Genomic DNA, 18723 nt, shown 5'->3' on the forward strand with positions numbered 1-18723 from the left:
AGAGGTGAAGAAGACATGCCGCTGACCCCCGAGGACGTGCGGAACAAGCAGTTCACGACCGTCCGTCTCCGAGAAGGCTATGACGAGGACGAGGTCGATGCCTTTCTCGACGAGGTCGAGGCCGAACTGACCCGCCTGCTCCGCGAGAACGAGGACCTGCGCGCCAAGCTGGCCGCGGCGACCCGAGCGGCGGCGCAGAACCAGCAGCAGCAACAGGGCATGCGGAAGGGACCCGGCCCGGAGCAGCAGGACCAGCGGCCCCAGGGTCCCGTGCCCGCCGCCATATCCGGACCCCCCGTCCAGCAGCAGCAGCCGCAGCAGCAGATGGGCCCGCCCCAGCTGCCCGGCGGTGCGCCCCAGCTGCCGGCCGGTCCCAGCCACGGCGGCCCGATGGGCGGCCCCGGTCAGATGCAGGGCGGCCCCATGGGCGGCCCGCAGATGGGCGGAATGCAGGGCGGTCCGATGGGTGGCCCCGGTCAGATGCAGGGCGGCCCGATGGGCGGTCCCGGTCAGATGCAGGGCGGCCCCATGGGCGGCCACCCGCAGCAGATGCCCGGCCAGGGCGGCCCGGGTGGCGACAGCGCCGCGCGGGTTCTCTCGCTGGCCCAGCAGACCGCCGACCAGGCGATCGCGGAGGCCCGTTCCGAGGCCAACAAGATCGTGGGCGAGGCGCGTTCGCGCGCCGAGGGTCTGGAGCGGGACGCCCGCGCCAAGGCCGACGCCCTGGAGCGGGACGCCCAGGAGAAGCACCGCGTCGCGATGGGGTCGCTGGAGTCGGCCCGCGCCACGCTGGAGCGCAAGGTCGAGGACCTGCGCGGCTTCGAGCGGGAGTACCGCACCCGGCTGAAGTCCTACCTGGAGAGCCAGCTCCGTCAGCTGGAGACCCAGGCCGACGACTCGCTCGCCCCGCCGCGTACCCCGGCCGCCGCCTCACTGCCGCCGGCGCCTTCGATGGCCTCCGCCGGAGCGCCCTCGATGGGGCACTCCATGGGCGGCGCCCCCTCGATGGGCGGCTCCCCGATGGGTGGTGGCGGTCCCTCGTACGGTGGCCAGCAGCAGATGGCGCCCGCGATGACCCAGCCGATGGCTCCGGTCCGCCCGCAGGCTCCGCAGCCGATGCAGCAGGCGCCGTCGCCGATGCGCGGTTTCCTGATCGACGAGGACGACAACTGACGGGCGACTACGCGCCGAGCGCGTAACCGTCGGCAGTCTGAACAAAAGGGCCGGGTCCGGACAATTGTCCGGACCCGGCCCTTTTGTATGTCCGCTCTCCGTCGTGGTCGTGGTGTCGGGCGGGGTGGAATCGCGGTGTACGGAAGCGCTCCCGGAGCCTTTGTGAGCCGCGCGCGCCGGTGGCTTGCCTCCGTGCGACCGGGCGGCGGTGACGGCCCTGACCGGACGCCGATCGCGTCGTCCTCGTCACATTTCCACCCTGTCGCTCTGTCGACAATTAGGTACGGGGATCGGACGGCAGGCCCGGAGCACAGGCGCGGAAACGACGAACGCCGCACCGCGCGAGGGGCGCGCGGTGCGGCGTACGGGATGAGGCGGAACGGGCCGGTCAGACCTTACGGAGGTGGAAGGTCAGCCCGAGGGGCTCGTCGGTGAAGGCGGGCCCGAAGGTGTCGTCCGGTGCGCCGTCGGTGAAGGAGGTCGCGAGGACCTCGTCCGCGATCAGCCCGGAGTGCTCGGTGAGCGCCCGGCCCGTCGACTCGTCCGACGCCGACCAGACCACCGCGATCCGGTCCGCCACATCGAGACCGCTGTTCTTCCGGGCCTCCTGGATCAGCCGGATCGCGTCCCGGGCGAGCCCGGCCAGCCGCAGCTCGGGGGTGATCTCCAGATCGAGGGCGACCGTCGCGCCCGAGTCGGACGCCACCGACCAGCCCTCGCGCGGGGTTTCGGTGATGATGACCTCGTCCGGGCCGAGGGTGATGGTCTCGCCCTCGACCTCCAGGGTCGCCGTACCGGAGCGCAGCGCCAGCGACAGGGCCGCCGCGTCGGTCTCGGCGACCGCCTTGGCCACCGCCTGCACTCCCTTGCCGAACCGCTTGCCGAGCGCTCGGAAGTTGGCCTTGGCGGTGGTGTCCACCAGGGATCCGCCGACCTCGGAGAGCGCCGCGAGCGACGAGACGTTCAGCTCCTCCGTGATCTGGGCGCGGAGTTCGGCCGAGAGGGCGTCGAAGCCGGTGGCGCCGACCAGGGCCCGGGAGAGCGGCTGCCGGGTCTTGACGCCCGACTCGGCCCGGGTCGCCCGGCCCAGCTCGACCAGCCGCCGGACCAGGATCATCTGCCCGGAGAGCGCCGGGTCGACGGCCGAGGCGTCGGCCGTCGGCCACTCGGTGAGATGGACCGACTCGGGGGCGTCCGGGGTGACCGGGACGATCAGGTCCTGCCAGACCCGCTCGGTGATGAACGGGGTCAGCGGCGCCATCAGCCGGGTCACGGTCTCGACGACCTCGTGCAGGGTGCGCAGCGCCGCCGCGTCGCCCTGCCAGAACCGGCGCCGGGAGCGGCGGACGTACCAGTTCGACAGATCGTCGACGAAGGCCGAGAGCAGCTTTCCGGCCCGCTGGGTGTCGTACCCCTCCATGGCCTCGGTGACCTCGCCGACCAGGGTGTTCAGCTCGCCGAGCAGCCAGCGGTCGAGGACCGGGCGGTCGGCGGGGGCCGGGTCGGCGGCGGAGGGGGCCCAGCCGGAGGTCCGGGCGTACAGGGCCTGGAAGGCGACGGTGTTCCAGTAGGTGAGGAGGGTCTTGCGGACCACTTCCTGGATGGTGCTGTGGCCCACCCGCCGGGCCGACCAGGGCGAGCCGCCCGCGGCCATGAACCAGCGGACGGCGTCGGCGCCGTGCTGGTCCATCAGCGGGATCGGCTGGAGGATGTTGCCCAGGTGCTTGGACATCTTCCGGCCGTCCTCGGCGAGGATGTGGCCGAGGCAGACCACGTTCTCGTACGAGGACTTGTCGAAGACCAGGGTGCCGACGGCCATCAGGGTGTAGAACCAGCCGCGGGTCTGGTCGATGGCCTCCGAGATGAACTGCGCCGGGTAGCGCTTCTCGAACAGCTCCTTGTTCTGGTACGGATAGCCCCACTGCGCGAAGGGCATCGATCCGGCGTCGTACCAGGCGTCGATGACCTCGGGCACCCGGGTCGCCGTGGCCGAACCGGGGCACTGCGGACAGTCGAAGGTGACGTCGTCGATGAACGGGCGGTGCGGATCCAGCCCGGACTGGTCGGCCCCGGTCAGCTCCGACAGCTCGGTACGGGAGCCGACACAGGTGAGGTGGCCCTCCTCGCAGCGCCAGATCGGCAGCGGGGTGCCCCAGTAGCGGTTCCGGGAGAGCGCCCAGTCGATGTTGTTGTTGAGCCAGTCGCCGAACCGGCCGTGCTTGACCGAGTCGGGGAACCAGTTGGTGTTCTCGTTCTCCTCGATCAGCCGGTCCTTGACCGCGGTGGTGCGGATGTACCAGGACGGCTGGGCGTAGTAGAGGAGAGCCGTGTGGCAGCGCCAGCAGTGGGGGTAGCTGTGCTCGTACGGCTGGTGGCGGAAGAGCAGGCCGCGGGCGCCGAGGTCGGCGGTGAGCGCTTCGTCGGCCTTCTTGAAGAAGACCCCGCCGACCAGCGGCAGCTCCTCGTCGAAGGTGCCGTCGGGGCGGACCGGGTTGACCACCGGCAGGCCGTAGGCGCGGCAGACCTTGAGGTCGTCCTCACCGAAGGCGGGCGCCTGGTGGACCAGGCCCGTACCGTCCTCGGTGGTGACGTAGTCGGCGTTGACCACGAAGTGCGCGGGCGCCGGGAAGTCGACCAGGCCGAAGGGGCGCTGGTAGGTCCACCGCTCCATCTCGGCGCCGGTGTACGACTGCCCGGTGGCCTCCCAGCCCTCGCCGAGCGCCTTCTCCAGCAGCGGCTCGGCGACGACGAGCTTCTCCGTGCCGTCGGTGGCCACCGCGTAGGTGACCTCCGGGTGGGCGGCGACCGCGGTGTTCGACACCAGGGTCCACGGGGTCGTCGTCCACACCAGCAGCGCCGCCTCGCCCGCCAGCGGGCCCGAGGTGAGGGGGAGCCGGACGTAGACCGAGGGGTCGACGACCGTCTCGTACCCCTGGGCCAGCTCGTGGTCGGAGAGACCGGTACCGCAGCGGGGGCACCAGGGCGCCACCCGGTGGTCCTGGACCAGCAGGCCCTTGTCGAAGATCTGCTTCAGCGACCACCAGACGGAGTCGATGTACTCCGGCTTCATGGTCCAGTACGCGTCGTCGAGGTCGACCCAGTAGCCCATCCGCTCGGTCAGCTCGGCGAAGGCGTCGGTGTGCCGGGTCACCGACTCGCGGCACTTGGCGTTGAACTCGGCGATGCCGTACGCCTCGATGTCCTGCTTGCCGGAGAAGCCCAGCTCCTTCTCGACGGCCAGCTCCACGGGCAGGCCGTGGCAGTCCCAGCCGGCCTTCCGGGCCACGTGGTAGCCGCGCATCGTACGGAACCGGGGGAAGACGTCCTTGAAGACGCGGGCCTCGATGTGGTGCGCGCCCGGCATCCCGTTGGCGGTCGGCGGGCCCTCGTAGAACACCCACTCGGGGCGGCCCTCGGACTGGGCGAGGCTCTTGTCGAAGACCTTGTTCTCGCGCCAGAAGTCGAGGACGGCGTGCTCCAGGGCGGGCAGATCGACCTGGGCGGGCACCTGGCGGTACTGCGGGGGTGTCATGGGCGAACTCCTCCGGCGGACAGATTCTCTTCCGTCGGAGGGACGAAAGCCTCCGGCTCCCGCGGTACCACCCTCCTTGGCGGCGCGCTGCGCACCGCCCCCTCATTGGGGTCGCGACGCCGGTTCTACTCGCCGTACGGGCTGACCCGCGGCTTTCTTCCGGCGGCTCCGGGGTGATGCTTCACCTCGCGCTCGCCCCCGGGCTCGCACCGTCCCCGGGTCGCTCATGGCTGCGTACGAAGCTACTCGTCCCCATCCAAGCCTTTCGCTCCGCCCAGTGTAAGGGCCCGGGGAGGGCCCGGCCGACCGGGTTTCCGGCGGTGGCCGCGGGCCCGCCGGGGCGACCCGAACGGTCCAGCGGCGTGAGCGCGGCCCTGCGGGCCCTGTCAAGGGGCGGATTACCCGCCGGGGAGCCGGGCACAACGGAGAAAGGTCCGTTTCACCGGCGCCGGGGCGGGTGGGGTGGCGGCGTGCCCCGTTTGCCGCGGGGCTGGGGTCGATTTATCGTCCCAGCACGATTCGCGAGCAAGATCACGATATGTGAAGGGGCCGCGGCCATGGTGGCGAAGAAGACCGCTGCGAAGAAGACCACGGCGACGAGAGCCGCCGCGGAAAAGGCGCCATCGGCCCCCTCCGAGCCCGCCGTGCCCGCGAAGAAGACGGCCGCGAAAAAGGCCGCGAAAGCCGTGAAGAAGGCGCCCGGGAAGGAACCCGGGAAGAAAGCGGCCGCCAAGAAGACGGTGGCGAAGAAGACGGTGGCGAAGAAGGCCGCGGCGGGGAAGACCACCGCGAAGAAGACCACCGTGAAGAAGACCACTGCGAAGAAAACCGCCGCGAAGAAGACCGCCGGTGCCGCGAAGAAGGCCGTGACAGAGACGGGAGCCAGAACTGTGGGAGCGAAGAAGACGGTGGCCGTGGGCGAGGTGCCCACGGGGGTGCCCACCGCCCGCGCGGCCGCGCCCGCCGGCGAGCTGGCCGTACGCCCCGGTGAGGAGCCGTGGTCCCCGGAGGAGGTGGCCGAGGCCAGGGCCGTACTGGCGGCGGACGTCACCCGGCTGAACGCGGAGCTGGCCGCCTCCGGCGCCGCCCTGGCGGGGCTGATGCGGGACTCCGGCGGCGGCGCGGGCGACGACGACGCCGACACCGGTACCAAGAACATCACCCGGGAGCACGAGCTGGCCCTCGCCGCCAAGGCCCGGGAGAACCTGGAGCAGACCGAGCGGGCCCTGCTCCGGCTGGACGCCGGAACGTACGGGAGCTGCGAGAACTGCGGCAAACCGATCGGAAAGGCCAGGATGCAGGCGTTCCCCCGGGCCACGCTCTGTGTGGAGTGCAAACAGAAGCAGGAGCGGCGGGGCTGAGCCGGGGCGGGTGACGTACCCTCGATCACAGTCAGGCACTAGTTGAGGGACTCACGTGACAGAGGCGGAGCGCATCATCGGTACGCCGGAGACACCGGGCACGTCCGACCCGTCGGAATCGTCCTCCGCCGAGGAGCGCGCGGCCGATGCCGTGAGCCCGGCGGACCCGGCGGACGCCGCCCCGGAGACCGGTGAGGGTCCCGAGGCGGACGAGCCCAGGGGCAGGCGCCGGATCGCCGTGCTGATCGGTGTCGCCGTGGTCGCCTATCTGATCGATCTGGTCAGCAAGATGATCGTGGTCGCCAAGCTGGAGCACCAGCCGTCGATCGAGGTCGTCGGCGATCTGCTGAGGTTCACGGCGGTACGGAACCCGGGCGCCGCTTTCGGTATCGGCGAGGCGTTCACGGTGATCTTCACCCTGATCGCCGCCTCGGTGATCGTGGTCATCGTCCGGCTGGCCCGGAAGCTCTACAGCACACCCTGGGCCGTGGCGCTGGGTCTGCTGCTCGGCGGGGCGCTCGGCAATCTGACCGACCGGATCTTCCGGTCGCCGGGGGTCTTCGAGGGCGCGGTCGTCGACTTCATCGCCCCCGCCCACTTCGCCGTCTTCAATCTCGCCGATACGGCGATCGTCTCCGGCGGCATCCTGATCGTGATCCTCTCCTTCCGCGGCCTCGACCCGGACGGCACCGTCCACAAGGACTGACGGGCCGGGCCCGTGTGCCGGGCCGGGCCGCGGTCCGTTCCGGGGCCCCGGGCAAGGCATACTCGGACGGGTGAGTACGCACCCCGAGATCCGCACCCTGCCCGTACCGGACGGCCTGGAGGGCGAGCGCGTCGACGCCGCCATCTCCCGCATGTTCGGATTCTCCCGGACGAAGGCCGCGGAGCTGGCCGCCGCGGGGAAGGTGCAGGTCGACGGGGCGGTCGTCGGCAAGAGCGAGCGGGTGCACGGCGGGGCGTGGCTGGAGGTCGAGATGCCGCAGGCGCCCGCCCCGGTGCAGATCGTGGCGGAGCCCGTGGAGGGCATGGAGATCGTCCACGACGACGACGACATCGTGGTGATCGTCAAGCCCGTCGGGGTCGCCGCCCACCCCAGCCCGGGCTGGACCGGTACGACGGTGATCGGCGGGCTGGCCGCCGCCGGATACCGGATCTCCACCTCGGGCGCCGCCGAGCGCCAGGGCATCGTGCACCGGCTGGACGTCGGGACCAGCGGGCTGATGGTGGTGGCGAAGTCGGAGCGCGCGTACACCTTGCTGAAGCAGCAGTTCCGGGAGCGTACGGTCGACAAGCGGTACCACGCCCTGGTGCAGGGGCACCCCGATCCGATGAGCGGCACGATCGACGCGCCGATCGGCCGGCATCCGAACCACGACTACAAGTGGGCCGTCACCGCCGACGGCAAGCCGTCGGTCACCCACTACGATCTGATGGAGGCGTTCCGGGCGGCGTCCCTGCTGGACATCAAGCTGGAGACCGGCCGTACGCACCAGATCCGGGTCCATATGTCGGCGCACCGGCATCCGTGCGTGGGCGATCTGACCTACGGGGCCGATCCGACCATGGCGAAGCGGCTGGGGCTGACCCGGCAGTGGCTGCACGCGGTGCGGCTGGGCTTCGAGCATCCGTCGGACGGCCGCTGGGTCGAGTACGCCAGTGAGTACCCGGACGACCTGCGGAAGGCCCTCGACCGCATCGCGGCGGAGAGCGAGTAGGGCCCCGGGTCCGGTCCGGGTACGCCGTAGCGCTCGCCCGTACCCCGTTCCGTACCCCCTCCCGGACTTCGAGGTCCCGTCGCGGCCCGGCCCGTACCGGCCCCCCGGTCGGCCCATCACCACCCCCGGACACAAGGCGCGAAAGCGGACGTTCGTGGCAGGCTGAGGAGGTCGTCGGGAGGCTCTCCGGCCGGAGGGGTGTGTGGACCAGGTCGCGCTGCTGCTGGGGCTGCTCTTCGGCGCCGTCGTGACCGTGCCCCTGGGTGACCGGCTCGATCTTCCCCCGCCCGTCCTGATGAGTCTGATCGGGGCGGGCGTGGCGTTTCTCCCCTTCGTACCCGACGCCGACATCCCGCCCGAGTTCATCCTGCCGCTGGTACTGCCGCCGCTGCTCTACGCGGCGGTCCAGCGGACCTCCTGGCGGCAGTTCACCGCCAACCTCCGGCCGATCCTGCTGCTCGCGGTCGCCCTGGTCTTCGTGACCACCGCCGCCGTGGCGGTGGTCGTCAACGCGATCGTGCCCGGACTGCCGATCGCCGCCGCCGTCGCCCTCGGGGCGCTCGTCGCGCCGCCCGACCCGGTCGCCGCCACCGCGGTCGCCGGACGCCTCGGGCTGCCGCGCCGACTGGTGTCGATCCTGGAGGGCGAGGGGCTCTTCAACGACGTCACCGCGATCGTGCTCTACCACGTGGCCATCGCCGCCGCCGTCACCGGCAGCTTCTCCTGGCCGGCCGCCGCCGGGCAGCTCGTCCTCTCGGCCGTGGTGGCCGTCGCCGTCGGGCTGGCCACCGGCTGGCTCTCCAACCGGCTGATGGGCCTCCTCGGCGATGCCACGCTCCAGGTCGGACTGACACTGATGGTGCCGTATGTGAGCTATGTGGTCGCCGAGGAGCTGCACGGTTCCGGGGTGCTCGCCGTCCTCACCACGGCCCTCTTCCTCGCCGAACACGCCGCCGACGCGGACGACGTGATGGGACGGCTCGCCGGAAATACCTTCTGGGGCATTGTGGACACCCTGGTCACCGGGGCCGCCTTCGGACTGATCGGCCTCGAACTGCGGAAGGTGTTCGGCACCGCCGACGGCGTACTGCTGCGGATGCTCGGCTGGGGCGCGGTGATCGCCGCCGTGGTGATCGGCGTACGGCTGCTCTGGCTGCTGCCCGCCACCTGGCTCGCCCAGCGGCTGCACTCCAAACGCGACTACGACGAGGACATCCCGGTCTCCTGGCGCGAAACCGTGGTGATGTGGTGGTCCGGGATGCGCGGGGTGGCGTCCGTGGCGCTCGCCCTGGCGATCCCGCTGACCACCGACGACGGCAGCCCCTTCCCGGGCCGCGACGAGATCGTCTTCATCGCCTTCGTGGTGATCCTCACGACCCTGCTGCTCCAGGGGCTGACCCTGCCCTGGCTGGTCCGGCGGCTCGGGGTGCGGGCCGACGCCGACGCCGAGCGCGACCTGGAGCACCGGCTCGCCCTGCGCGCCGCGGCGGCGGCCAGGCACCGGCTGAAGGAGATCGAGGAGGTCGAGGAGCTGCCGGAGGAGGTCAGCGAGCGGCTGCACCGGACGGCGTACGAGGTCGGCGCGCGGATCAGCCCCGAACTCGTCGACGAGGAGCGCCGCGACTGGTACGCCCGGCGGGTGGAGCGGCTGCGGTCGGTCCAGCGGATCCAGCGCGAGATGCTCTCCGCGGCCCGCCACGAGGTACTGGCCGCCCGCAGCGAGCCGGGTGCCGACCCGGAGATCGTGGACCGGGTGCTCCGGCATCTGGACGTCCGCAGCCTTCGGTAGGCCGTCTCTTCCGGATCTCGCCGAGGGCGGGCCGCTCGCCGGATCCGCGCGGGATCACGGTCGACGCGGTCGCCCCGGCGGGTCGGGGAAACCAGTCCCCTCGACCCGCCGGGGCGCCCCGGGCCGGGGTCAGCTCGCCGGGCGGGGGCGCGGCGGGCTCTCGTCGTGGCGCCGGGGGATGTCGTCCGGCCGGTCCGGGGCGGGGATCGTGGCGATCCGGGGGAGGGCGTACGGATGGTGTTCGTACAGCCAGGCGATCATCCGTTCCCGGACCTCGCAGCGGATCGTCCACAGATCGTCGGAGTCCTTGGCGGTCACCACGGCCCGGACCACGATGGTCGACGGGGTGGTGTCCGTGACCACGAGCGACTGGTCCCGGCGGTCCCACGCCGGATGGCCGCCGACGATCTCCGCCAGTCGCCGCCGCATCTCGGCCACCGGGGCCGAGTGGTCCAGATGGAAGAAGACGGAGCCGGTCATCTGGATCCCGCCGCGCGACCAGTTCTCGAACGGTTTGCCGGTGAAGTACGAGACCGGCATCGTGATCCGCCGCTCGTCCCAGGTCCGGACCGTGAGCGCGGTCAGGGTGATCTCCTCGACCGTGCCCCACTCCCCGTCCACGACCACCACGTCCCCGATCCGGACCATGTCGCCGAAGGCGATCTGGAGCCCGGCGAAGAGATTGCCGAGGGTGGACTGCGCGGCGACACCGGCGACGATGCCCAGGACACCGGCGGACGCCAGCATCGAGGTGCCGACGGCCCGCATCGCCGGGAAGGTCAGCAGCATCGCCGCGACGGCGACCACTCCGACGACGGCGATCACCACCCGCTGGATCAGGGTGACCTGGGTCCGGACCCGGCGTACCCGGGCCGCGTCACCGGCTCCGGCCGCGTACCGCCGGTAGACGGACTCCACCACCGCGGTCGCGATCCGGACCACCAGCCAGGCCGAGGCCCCGATCAGGGTGAGGGTCAGCAACTGGCCGATGCCCCGCTCGTGGCGTTCCACGACCCCGATACCGGTCTGCCGGTACGCGCCTCTCAGCAGCGCCGCGCAGAGCACCACCTGGAGTGCCGGGCGGCCCCGGCGCAGCAGATTCCACAGCGGGGTCTCGGGGCGCCGGGCGGCGGCGCGCCGCAGCAGCAGATCGGCCAGCCAGCCCACCACCACGGTGAGCAGGACCGAGCCGCCGATGACGATCAAGGGACGTAGCGCGTTCTCCATGCAGGGACACGTAACCTGACCCGATGGACATCATGCTTTTTCATTCGGTCTACGGTCCGCGGCCGGCCGTCCGGGCCGCCGCCGCCCGCCTGGAGGAGGCGGGGCACCGGGTCTGGACACCCGATCTGTTCGAGGGGCGGACCTTCGAGACCGTCGAGGAGGGCATGGCCTTCAAGGAGGAGCTGGGCCGGGACGAGCTGCTGAAGCGGGCCGTGGTCGCCGCCGCGCCGCACTCCGGCGGCGGACTGGTCTACCTGGGGCTGTCGCTGGGCGCCTCCGTGGCGCAGAACCTGGCCCTCGGTGACGAGAAGGCCCGCGGGCTCGTCCTGCTGCACGGTACGTCGGACATCGCCGAGGGCGCCGGGGCCGACGGTCTGCCCGTACAGCTCCATGTCGCCGACCCGGACGTCTTCGAGCCGCACGACTGGCAGACGGCCTGGTATCTGGGGATGGGCCGGGCGGGGGCCGATGTGGAGGTCCACCGCTACCCGGGCGCCGGGCATCTTTATACGGACCCGGACCTGCCGGACTACGACGCGGAGGCCGCCGAGCGGACCTGGCGTACCGTCCTGGCGTTCCTCGACGAGCTGGCCTCGGCGGACGGCCGGGACTGAGCGTCCCCGCCCCGGCTCACGGCACGGGCCCCGGGAACGTCACGTTCCCGGGGCCCGTGCCGTGCCGGATCAGCTCGCCGCGCCCAGCGCCTTGTCGAGCGCCTTGTTGTAGTCCGCCGGAGTCATCGGCGAACCCTTGCCGTCCTCGCCGGTGACCTTCTTGCCGTCCATCTTCAGCGTCGGCGTCCCCTGGACGCCGCTCTTCTCGAACTTCGCCGACATCTTCATCGCCCACGCGTCGAAGGTGCCGTCCTTGACGTTCTTCTCGAACGTCGCGTTGTCCTTGAGCGCCGGGACGGAGTCCGCGACCTTCAGCAGATACGAGTCCTTGGCGAACTCGTCCTTGCTCTCCTCGGGGAAGAACTTCTTCGAGTAGAGGGCGGCCTTGTAGTCGGCGAACGCCTCGGGGCTGACGTCCAGCGCCGCGCCCAGCGCGCTCAGCGCGTTCTTGGAGCCCTCGCCGGAGGCCATGTTGTCGATGAAGGTCGCGCCGACGTACTGGACCTTGTACTTGCCCGCGGCGATGTCCTTCTTCATGGTCTCGCCCACGCTCTGCTCGAACGCGGCACAGGCCGGGCAGCGGGAGTCCTCGTACAGCTCCAGGGTCTTCTTCGCGTCCGCCTTGCCGAGGACCACGGTCGTCCCGTTCTCGCCCGAGGTGTTCTTGGGCGCGGTGACGTTCTTGGCGTCCTTCGCGGCGTCCCAGCCGTCGGGCTTGTTGGCCTGCATCACGCCGTAGCCGATACCGCCGGCCAGGGCGAGGACACCGACCGTCGACCCGGCGACGATCAGCTGGCGGCGCAGCCGCTCCTTCTTGGCCTGGCGCTCGCGCTCCACCCGGATCCGCTCGCGGGCCGCCGCCTTGTTGGCCTTGTTGTTCCGTGCGCTCATGCTGCATTCACTCCGTAAGGGGGACGTAGATCAGAGAGGGGAATATGTCGATATGGGGATACGGGGTGTCCAGGGCGGGGACGGTCGTGGACACGGCGGGATCGGCCGGTGCCGCGCGGGCCGGTGCGACCGCGGTCCCCGGGGTCAGGGGGGCGTGGTGATCGCGGAGACAGCCCGCGGACCCGCGGAGGAACGCGGGGGACCGCTACGCGGCGAGTACGAGGGCCGCCGGGCGCGGGGGACCCCGCCGTCCCAGGGCGTGCACCAGGAGCAGGGTGCGGAAGGCGGTGTTCCGGGGGGCGGGACGCGGGCCGCGCCCCACCGGGCGGTGCGCCGCGGCCACCACGGCGACCGCCAGCAGCAGCGGCCGGAAGGCGTACGCCTCCAGGGTCCGGGCCAGCCCCGCCAGCGCCGCCTCGCCCTGCCAGAGCCAGGCCGAGGCCAGCAGCCCGACCGTGATGTGCACGGCCAGCAGCAGCCAGGGCGTGGCCGGTCCCGGCGAGGCCAGCAGCGATACGGGGCCGCCGGCCGCCGACGGCACGCCCGTCAGCCGGGTGCCGATCGAGCCGTCGCAGAGCACATCGAGCCCGAGGGCCCGCAGGGAGCCGGTGACCGGCCCGCCGCTGGGTCCGTAACACGCGCTCTGGCTGCCGTTGAAGACGGTGTCGGCGGCCAGCTCCAGCGGTACCAGCAGACCGGCGATCCGCCGGAAGCCGCGCTCACGGCCCGACAGGGCGTAGGCGACACCGAAGACGCCCGCCGCGAGCGCGGCGACGGTGAACCACGGCAGCGGGGCTCCGGAGAGCAGCACATGCGAAGCCGCGGACAGGGTCACGACCACCGCCGTGAAGACCGCCGCCCGCAGCAGTCGCAGCCGCGTACCCGAAACGTCCATCGTCAGTGAGTGTGCCATGCCCGGGTGAAAGGAGGCTTAAAAGCCCGGCGCCCCGTCACCGGCGGTGACGGCGCGGTCGCGGCGCCTTCCCCGGCCCTGGTCCGGGCACCTGCCCCGGCTCCCTTCACGGCCCCGGGCACGGCTCCGCTCACAGCCCCGGTATCCGGCCGTTGCGGAAGAGGTCCACGAAGATCTGGTGGTCGTGGCGGGCCCGCCGGCCGTAGTCGTGCGCGAAGTCGACCAGCAACTGGGGGAAGCCCTCCTCGTCGGCGGCGATCGCGGCGTCGATGGCCCGCTCGGTGGAGAACGGCACCAGGGAGTGGCCGCTCTCGTCGTCCGCGGCGCCGTGCATGGTCGCCGTGGCCCGGCCCAGGTCGGCGACGACGGCCGCGATCTCCGCCGGATCGTCGATATCGCCCCAGTCGAGATCCACCGCGTACGGCGACACCTCGGCGACCAGCTGACCGGCGCCGTCCAGCTCGGTCCAGCCCAGCCACGGATCGGCGTGGTCCTGGAGGGCGCGCTGGGAGATCACGGTGCGATGGCCCTCGTGGTGGAAGTACTCCCGGACCGCGGGGTCGGTGACATGCCGCGAGACCGCCGGGGTCTGCGCCTGCTTCATATAGATCACGACATCGTTCTCCAGCGCGTCGCTGTTCCCCTCCAGCAGGATGTTGTACGACGGCAGACCGGCCGAGCCGATCCCGATCCCGCGCCGCCCCACCACGTCCTTCACCCGGTACGAGTCGGGCCGGGCCAGCGACGCCTCGGGCAGGGTCTCCAGATAGCCGTCGAAGGCGGCCAGCACCTTGTAACGGGTGGCGGCGTCCAGCTCGATGGAGCCGCCCCCGCCCGCGAAGCGCCGCTCGAAGTCCCGGATCTCCGTCATCGAGTCGAGGAGCGAGAAGCGGGTCAGGGACCGGGCGTCGCGCAGCGCGTCCAGCAGCGGGCCCTGGGCGGTGTCGAGAGTGAAGGGAGGCAGATCGTCCTCGCGGGCACCGGCGGCCAGGGCGCTGATCCGCTCCCGGTAGGCGGCGGCGAAGATCCCCACCAGCTCGGTGATCTGCCGGTCCGCGAGCGCCTTGGTGTAGCCGATCAGGGCCAGGGACGCGGCGAGCCGCTTCAGATCCCAGGTGAACGGGCCCACATAGGCTTCGTCGAAGTCGTTCACATTGAAGATCAGCCGCCCGTTGGCGTCCATGTACGTACCGAAGTTCTCGGCGTGCAGATCGCCGTGGATCCACACCCGGCTGGTCCGCTCGTCCAGATACGGCCCGGCCGCCATCGCGTCGTCGCCCCGCCCGGCGTGCTCCCGCTCCAGGTCGTGGTAGAAGAGGCAGGCCGTGCCCCGGTAGAAGGCGAACGCCGAAGCGGCCATCTTCCGGAACTTGACCCGGAAGGCCGCCGGATCGGCGGCCAGAAGCTCGCCGAAGGCCGTACCGAAGACGGTGAGGATCTCCTCACCGCGGGTCTCGGCCGTGATCTCGGCGGGATGCGGAACGGGCATCGCGGTGTGCCTCCTGCGACAGGGCGGAACGTGGGTCCCGGCCGGGGGCGGGCGCCCACCGGCCGGGAGTGGTCTTACGCCCCCTCCAACGCCCGGCGCGCTCCGGAGGTGCCCGGAGCGGGGGGTCCGAGGGACTGTCCACAGGGTGTGCGGCACCGCCCGCGAGTGTCGGCGCGGAGTCGTAGACTTCGACGCTGTCCCCCCGGGCACCCCACACCCCCCTGTCCGTCGCCCCGCCGTCTCTGGAGGCCCCCGCCGTGACGAAGCCCCCCTTCACGCATCTGCACGTCCACACGCAGTATTCGCTGCTGGACGGTGCGGCGCGGTTGAAGGACATGTTCGACGCGTGCAACGAGATGGGGATGACCCATATCGCGATGACCGACCACGGGAATCTGCACGGGGCGTACGACTTCTTCCATACGGCGGTGAAGGCGGGGGTGACGCCGATCATCGGGATCGAGGCGTATGTCGCGCCCGAGTCGCGGCGGAACAAGCGGAAGATCCAGTGGGGTCAGCCGCATCAGAAGCGGGACGACGTCTCCGGTTCCGGTGGTTATACCCATAAGACGATCTGGGCGTCGAACAACACCGGTCTGCACAATCTCTTCCGGCTCTCCTCGGACGCCTATGCGGAGGGCTGGCTCCAGAAGTGGCCCCGGATGGACAAGGAGACCATCTCCCAGTGGTCCGAGGGGCTGATCGCCTCCACCGGCTGCCCCTCGGGTGAACTCCAGACCCGGCTGAGGCTCGGGCAGGAGAAGGAGGCTCTCCAGGCGGCGTCGGACTATCAGGACATCTTCGGCAAGGGCCGGTATTTCCTGGAGCTGATGGACCACGGTATCGAGATCGAGCGGCGGGTGCGGGACGGGCTGCTGGAGATCGGGAAGAAGCTCGGCATTCCGCCGCTGGTCACCAATGACTCGCATTACACCTATGAACACGAGTCGACGGCGCATGACGCGCTGCTCTGCATTCAGACGGGCAAGAACCTCTCCGATCCGGACCGGTTCCGGTTCGACGGCTCGGGCTATTACCTGAAGTCGACGAAGGAGATGTACGCGGTCGACTCGTCGGACGCCTGGCAGGAGGGGTGCCGCAATACCCTGCTGGTCGCCGAGCAGATCGACACCACCGGCATGTTCCAGTCCCGGAACCTGATGCCCAGGTTCGACATCCCCGAGGGCTATACCGAGGTCACCTGGTTCCAGTCCGAGGTCCGCTCCGGAATGGAGCGCCGGTTCCCGGGCGGTGTGCCGGACGACCGGGCCCGGCAGGCCGAGTACGAGATGTCGGTCATCATCGACATGGGCTTCCCCGGCTACTTCCTCGTCGTCGCCGACTTCATCATGTGGGCCAAGAACAACGGCATCGCGGTCGGCCCCGGCCGGGGTTCCGCCGCCGGTTCGATCGTGGCGTACGCGATGGGCATCACCGACCTCGACCCGATCGAGCACGGACTGATCTTCGAGCGGTTCCTCAACCCCGAGCGCATCTCGATGCCCGATGTCGACATCGACTTCGACGAGCGCCGGCGCGTCGAGGTGATCCGCTACGTCACCGAGAAGTACGGCGCCGACAAGGTCGCCATGATCGGCACCTACGGAAAGATCAAGGCCAAGAACGCGATCAAGGACTCGGCCCGGGTGCTGGGCTATCCGTACGCGATGGGCGACCGGCTCACCAAGGCCATGCCCGCCGACGTCCTCGGCAAGGGCATCGAACTCTCCGGCATCACCGACTCCTCGCATCCGCGGTACGGCGAGGCCGCCGAGATCCGCGGGATGTACGAGAACGAGCCGGATGTGAAGAAGGTGATCGACACCGCGCGCGGTGTGGAGGGCCTGGTCCGGCAGATGGGTGTGCACGCGGCGGGCGTGATCATGTCCAGCGAGCCGATCGTGGACCACGCCCCGGTCTGGGTCCGGCACACCGACGGCGTCACCATCACGCAGTGGGACTATCCGCAGTGCGAATCGCTCGGCCTGCTGAAGATGGACTTCCTCGGCCTGCGAAACCTCACCATCATGGACGACGCCGTCAAGATGGTGAAGTCCAACAAGGGCGTCGAGCTGGAGATGCTCTCCGTTCCGCTGGACGACCCCAAGACGTACGAACTGCTCTGCCGCGGTGACACCCTCGGTGTCTTCCAGTTCGACGGCGGCCCCATGCGGTCCCTGCTGCGGCTGATGAAGCCCGACAACTTCGAGGACATTTCCGCCGTCTCGGCCCTCTACCGGCCGGGCCCGATGGGAATGAACTCCCACACCAACTACGCGCTGCGGAAGAACAAGCAGCAGGAGATCACCCCCATCCATCCGGAGCTGGAAGAGCCGCTCCGGGAGGTCCTGGACCTCACCCACGGACTGATCGTCTACCAGGAGCAGGTCCAGAAGGCCGCCCAGATCATCGCCGGTTACTCCCTCGGCGAGGCCGACATCCTCCGCCGGGTGATGGGCAAGAAGAAGCCCGAGGAGCTGGCGAAGAACTTCACCATCTTCCAGGCGGGCGCCCGGAAGAACGACTACTCCGACGAGGCCATCCAGGCGCTCTGGGACGTCCTGGTCCCGTTCGCCGGCTATGCCTTCAACAAGGCGCACTCCTCCGCGTACGGCCTGGTCACCTATTGGACGGCCTATCTCAAGGCGAACTACCCGGCCGAGTACATGGCCGCCCTGCTGACCTCGGTGAAGGACGACAAGGACAAGTCGGCGGTCTATCTCAACGAGTGCCGCCGGATGGGCATCAAGGTCCTGCCGCCCAATGTCAACGAGTCCCAGTCCAACTTCGCCGCCCAGGGCGATGATGTGATCCTCTTCGGTCTCTCCGCCGTCCGGAACGTCGGGACGAACGTCGTCGAGGCGATCATCCGCTGCCGCAAGGCCAAGGGGAAGTACAGCTCCTTCCCCGACTTCCTCGACAAGGTCGAGGCCGTCGTCTGCAACAAGCGGACCGTGGAATCGCTGATCAAGGCCGGGGCCTTCGACGAGATGGGCCATACCCGCAAGAGCCTGGTCGCCCACCACGAACCCATGATCGACAATGTGGTGGCGGTCAAGCGCAAGGAGGCCGAGGGGCAGTTCGACCTCTTCGGCGGGATGGGCGAGGAGGGCGGCGACGAGCCCGGCTTCGGACTCGACGTCGAGTTCTCCGACATCGAGTGGGAGAAGTCCTATCTGCTCGCCCAGGAGCGCGAGATGCTCGGCCTCTACGTCTCCGACCACCCCCTCTTCGGAATCGAGCACGTCCTCTCCGACAAGTCGGACGCGGCGATCTCCCAGCTCACCGGCGGCGAGCACGCCGACGGGGCGGTGGTCACCATCGGCGGCATCATCTCCGGCCTCCAGCGGAAGATGACCAAGCAGGGCAACGCCTGGGCCATCGCCACCGTCGAGGACCTGGCCGGATCCCTGGAGTGCATGTTCTTCCCGGCCACCTACCAGCTGGTCTCCACCCAGCTCGTCGAGGACACCGTCGTCTTCGTCAAGGGACGGCTCGACAAGCGGGAGGACGTGCCCCGGCTGGTCGCGATGGAGCTGATGGTCCCGGACCTCTCCAACGCGGGCACCAACGCCCCGGTGATCGTCACCATTCCGACGGTGAAGGTCACCCCGCCGATGGTCACCAGGCTGGGTGAGATCCTCAGCCACCACCGGGGGAACACCGAGGTACGGATCAAGCTCCAGGGGCCCCGCAGCACCACGGTCCTCCGGCTCGACCGGCACCGGGTCCAGCCCGACCCGGCGCTCTTCGGCGATCTGAAGGTCCTGCTCGGCCCGTCCTGTCTCGCGGGCTGATCCGCCGGACCGGACAGCACGGACCCGGGCCGTCACGGACCGGGGACAGCACGGAGGGGCCGCGCCCCGGGTACGGGCGCGGCCCCCCGCCCCGGAACCCCGCCCGCCCCGGGTGCCCCCCCGCGGGGCGGGGAAACGGCGAAGGGAGAGCGGGGGGGGGGGGAAGAGAGTACTTACACACGTGTAGATATCGGTGGTCGGGGTATCATTATTAAGGGG

12 protein-coding genes are annotated in these 18723 nt (G+C 70.5%); 7 read left to right on the forward strand and 5 right to left on the reverse strand.

Translation table 11 applies throughout. The features are described from left to right. The first annotated feature begins 15 nt into the window (after positions 1-15). Positions 16-1173 carry a DivIVA domain-containing protein gene (locus AB0G74_RS12505; protein WP_361144116.1) on the forward strand — a complete coding sequence of 386 codons (1158 nt, stop codon included), beginning with the start codon at positions 16-18 and terminating at the stop codon, positions 1171-1173. A 388-nt stretch (positions 1174-1561) separates the two neighbouring features. Here AB0G74_RS12505 and ileS read toward each other — a convergent pair whose 3' ends face one another. Beyond that, positions 1562-4705: an isoleucine--tRNA ligase gene (gene ileS / locus AB0G74_RS12510; RefSeq protein WP_361144119.1), complete on the reverse strand. Its 3144-nt coding sequence runs from the start codon at positions 4703-4705 to the stop codon at positions 1562-1564. A 557-nt stretch (positions 4706-5262) separates the two neighbouring features. Between ileS and AB0G74_RS12515 the strand changes: the two genes are divergently transcribed. The 4 genes from AB0G74_RS12515 to AB0G74_RS12530 all read left to right on the forward strand — a co-directional run bounded on the left by AB0G74_RS12515 (position 5263) and on the right by AB0G74_RS12530 (position 9573). Beyond that, positions 5263-6066 carry a TraR/DksA family transcriptional regulator gene (locus tag AB0G74_RS12515; protein ID WP_361144122.1) on the forward strand — a complete coding sequence of 268 codons (804 nt, stop codon included), beginning with the start codon at positions 5263-5265 and terminating at the stop codon, positions 6064-6066. Positions 6067-6121: 55 nt separating this feature from the next. Then, positions 6122-6772, forward strand: coding sequence for a signal peptidase II (gene lspA, locus AB0G74_RS12520; protein WP_361144125.1), 651 nt, complete (start codon positions 6122-6124; stop codon positions 6770-6772). A 70-nt stretch (positions 6773-6842) separates the two neighbouring features. Then, positions 6843-7784 carry an RluA family pseudouridine synthase gene (locus AB0G74_RS12525; RefSeq protein WP_358823759.1) on the forward strand — a complete coding sequence of 314 codons (942 nt, stop codon included), beginning with the start codon at positions 6843-6845 and terminating at the stop codon, positions 7782-7784. Positions 7785-7986: 202 nt separating this feature from the next. Beyond that, positions 7987-9573, forward strand: a complete 1587-nt coding sequence (locus tag AB0G74_RS12530; RefSeq protein ID WP_361144129.1) for a Na+/H+ antiporter — start codon at positions 7987-7989, stop codon at positions 9571-9573. A 129-nt stretch (positions 9574-9702) separates the two neighbouring features. Here AB0G74_RS12530 and AB0G74_RS12535 read toward each other — a convergent pair whose 3' ends face one another. Then, positions 9703-10800, reverse strand: coding sequence for a mechanosensitive ion channel domain-containing protein (locus AB0G74_RS12535; RefSeq protein ID WP_361144131.1), 1098 nt, complete (start codon positions 10798-10800; stop codon positions 9703-9705). Between the two features lie 23 nt (positions 10801-10823). Between AB0G74_RS12535 and AB0G74_RS12540 the strand changes: the two genes are divergently transcribed. Next, positions 10824-11414 (forward strand): dienelactone hydrolase family protein, encoded by a 591-nt coding sequence (locus AB0G74_RS12540; protein WP_361144134.1) that lies wholly within the window; start codon positions 10824-10826, stop codon positions 11412-11414. 69 nt (positions 11415-11483) lie between these two features. On the opposite strand, the gene AB0G74_RS12545 is transcribed toward AB0G74_RS12540, so the two are convergent. The 3 genes from AB0G74_RS12545 to AB0G74_RS12555 all read right to left on the reverse strand — a co-directional run bounded on the left by AB0G74_RS12545 (position 11484) and on the right by AB0G74_RS12555 (position 14707). Then, positions 11484-12305, reverse strand: coding sequence for a DsbA family protein (locus AB0G74_RS12545; protein ID WP_361144137.1), 822 nt, complete (start codon positions 12303-12305; stop codon positions 11484-11486). 205 nt (positions 12306-12510) lie between these two features. Then, positions 12511-13200: a hypothetical protein gene (locus AB0G74_RS12550; RefSeq protein ID WP_361144172.1), complete on the reverse strand. Its 690-nt coding sequence runs from the start codon at positions 13198-13200 to the stop codon at positions 12511-12513. Positions 13201-13348: 148 nt separating this feature from the next. Continuing rightward, a complete protein-coding gene (locus AB0G74_RS12555) occupies positions 13349-14707 on the reverse strand; it encodes a DUF2252 domain-containing protein (protein ID WP_361144139.1) in 1359 nt (452 codons plus the stop codon). 257 nt (positions 14708-14964) lie between these two features. On the opposite strand from AB0G74_RS12555, the gene dnaE reads away from it, so the two are divergent. Further along, positions 14965-18504, forward strand: coding sequence for a DNA polymerase III subunit alpha (gene dnaE, locus AB0G74_RS12560; protein WP_361144142.1), 3540 nt, complete (start codon positions 14965-14967; stop codon positions 18502-18504). Positions 18505-18723: the final 219 nt, after the last annotated feature.

This window comes from Streptomyces sp. NPDC020875 (assembly GCF_040641415.1).
In the GTDB taxonomy this organism is placed as follows: domain Bacteria; phylum Actinomycetota; class Actinomycetes; order Streptomycetales; family Streptomycetaceae; genus Streptomyces.

Bases quoted from the DNA above. Each gene is read 5' to 3' on its own strand.
- AB0G74_RS12550 (WP_361144172.1), bottom strand. From the start codon at position 13,200: ATGGACGTTTCGGGTACGCGGCTGCGACTGCTGCGGGCGGCGGTCTTC.
- AB0G74_RS12515 (WP_361144122.1), top strand. From the start codon at position 5,263: ATGGTGGCGAAGAAGACCGCTGCGAAGAAGACCACGGCGACGAGAGCC.
- AB0G74_RS12555 (WP_361144139.1), bottom strand. From the start codon at position 14,707: ATGCCCGTTCCGCATCCCGCCGAGATCACGGCCGAGACCCGCGGTGAG.
- ileS (WP_361144119.1), bottom strand. From the start codon at position 4,705: ATGACACCCCCGCAGTACCGCCAGGTGCCCGCCCAGGTCGATCTGCCC.
- AB0G74_RS12505 (WP_361144116.1), top strand. From the start codon at position 16: ATGCCGCTGACCCCCGAGGACGTGCGGAACAAGCAGTTCACGACCGTC.
- AB0G74_RS12540 (WP_361144134.1), top strand. From the start codon at position 10,824: ATGGACATCATGCTTTTTCATTCGGTCTACGGTCCGCGGCCGGCCGTC.
- AB0G74_RS12535 (WP_361144131.1), bottom strand. From the start codon at position 10,800: ATGGAGAACGCGCTACGTCCCTTGATCGTCATCGGCGGCTCGGTCCTG.
- AB0G74_RS12545 (WP_361144137.1), bottom strand. From the start codon at position 12,305: ATGAGCGCACGGAACAACAAGGCCAACAAGGCGGCGGCCCGCGAGCGG.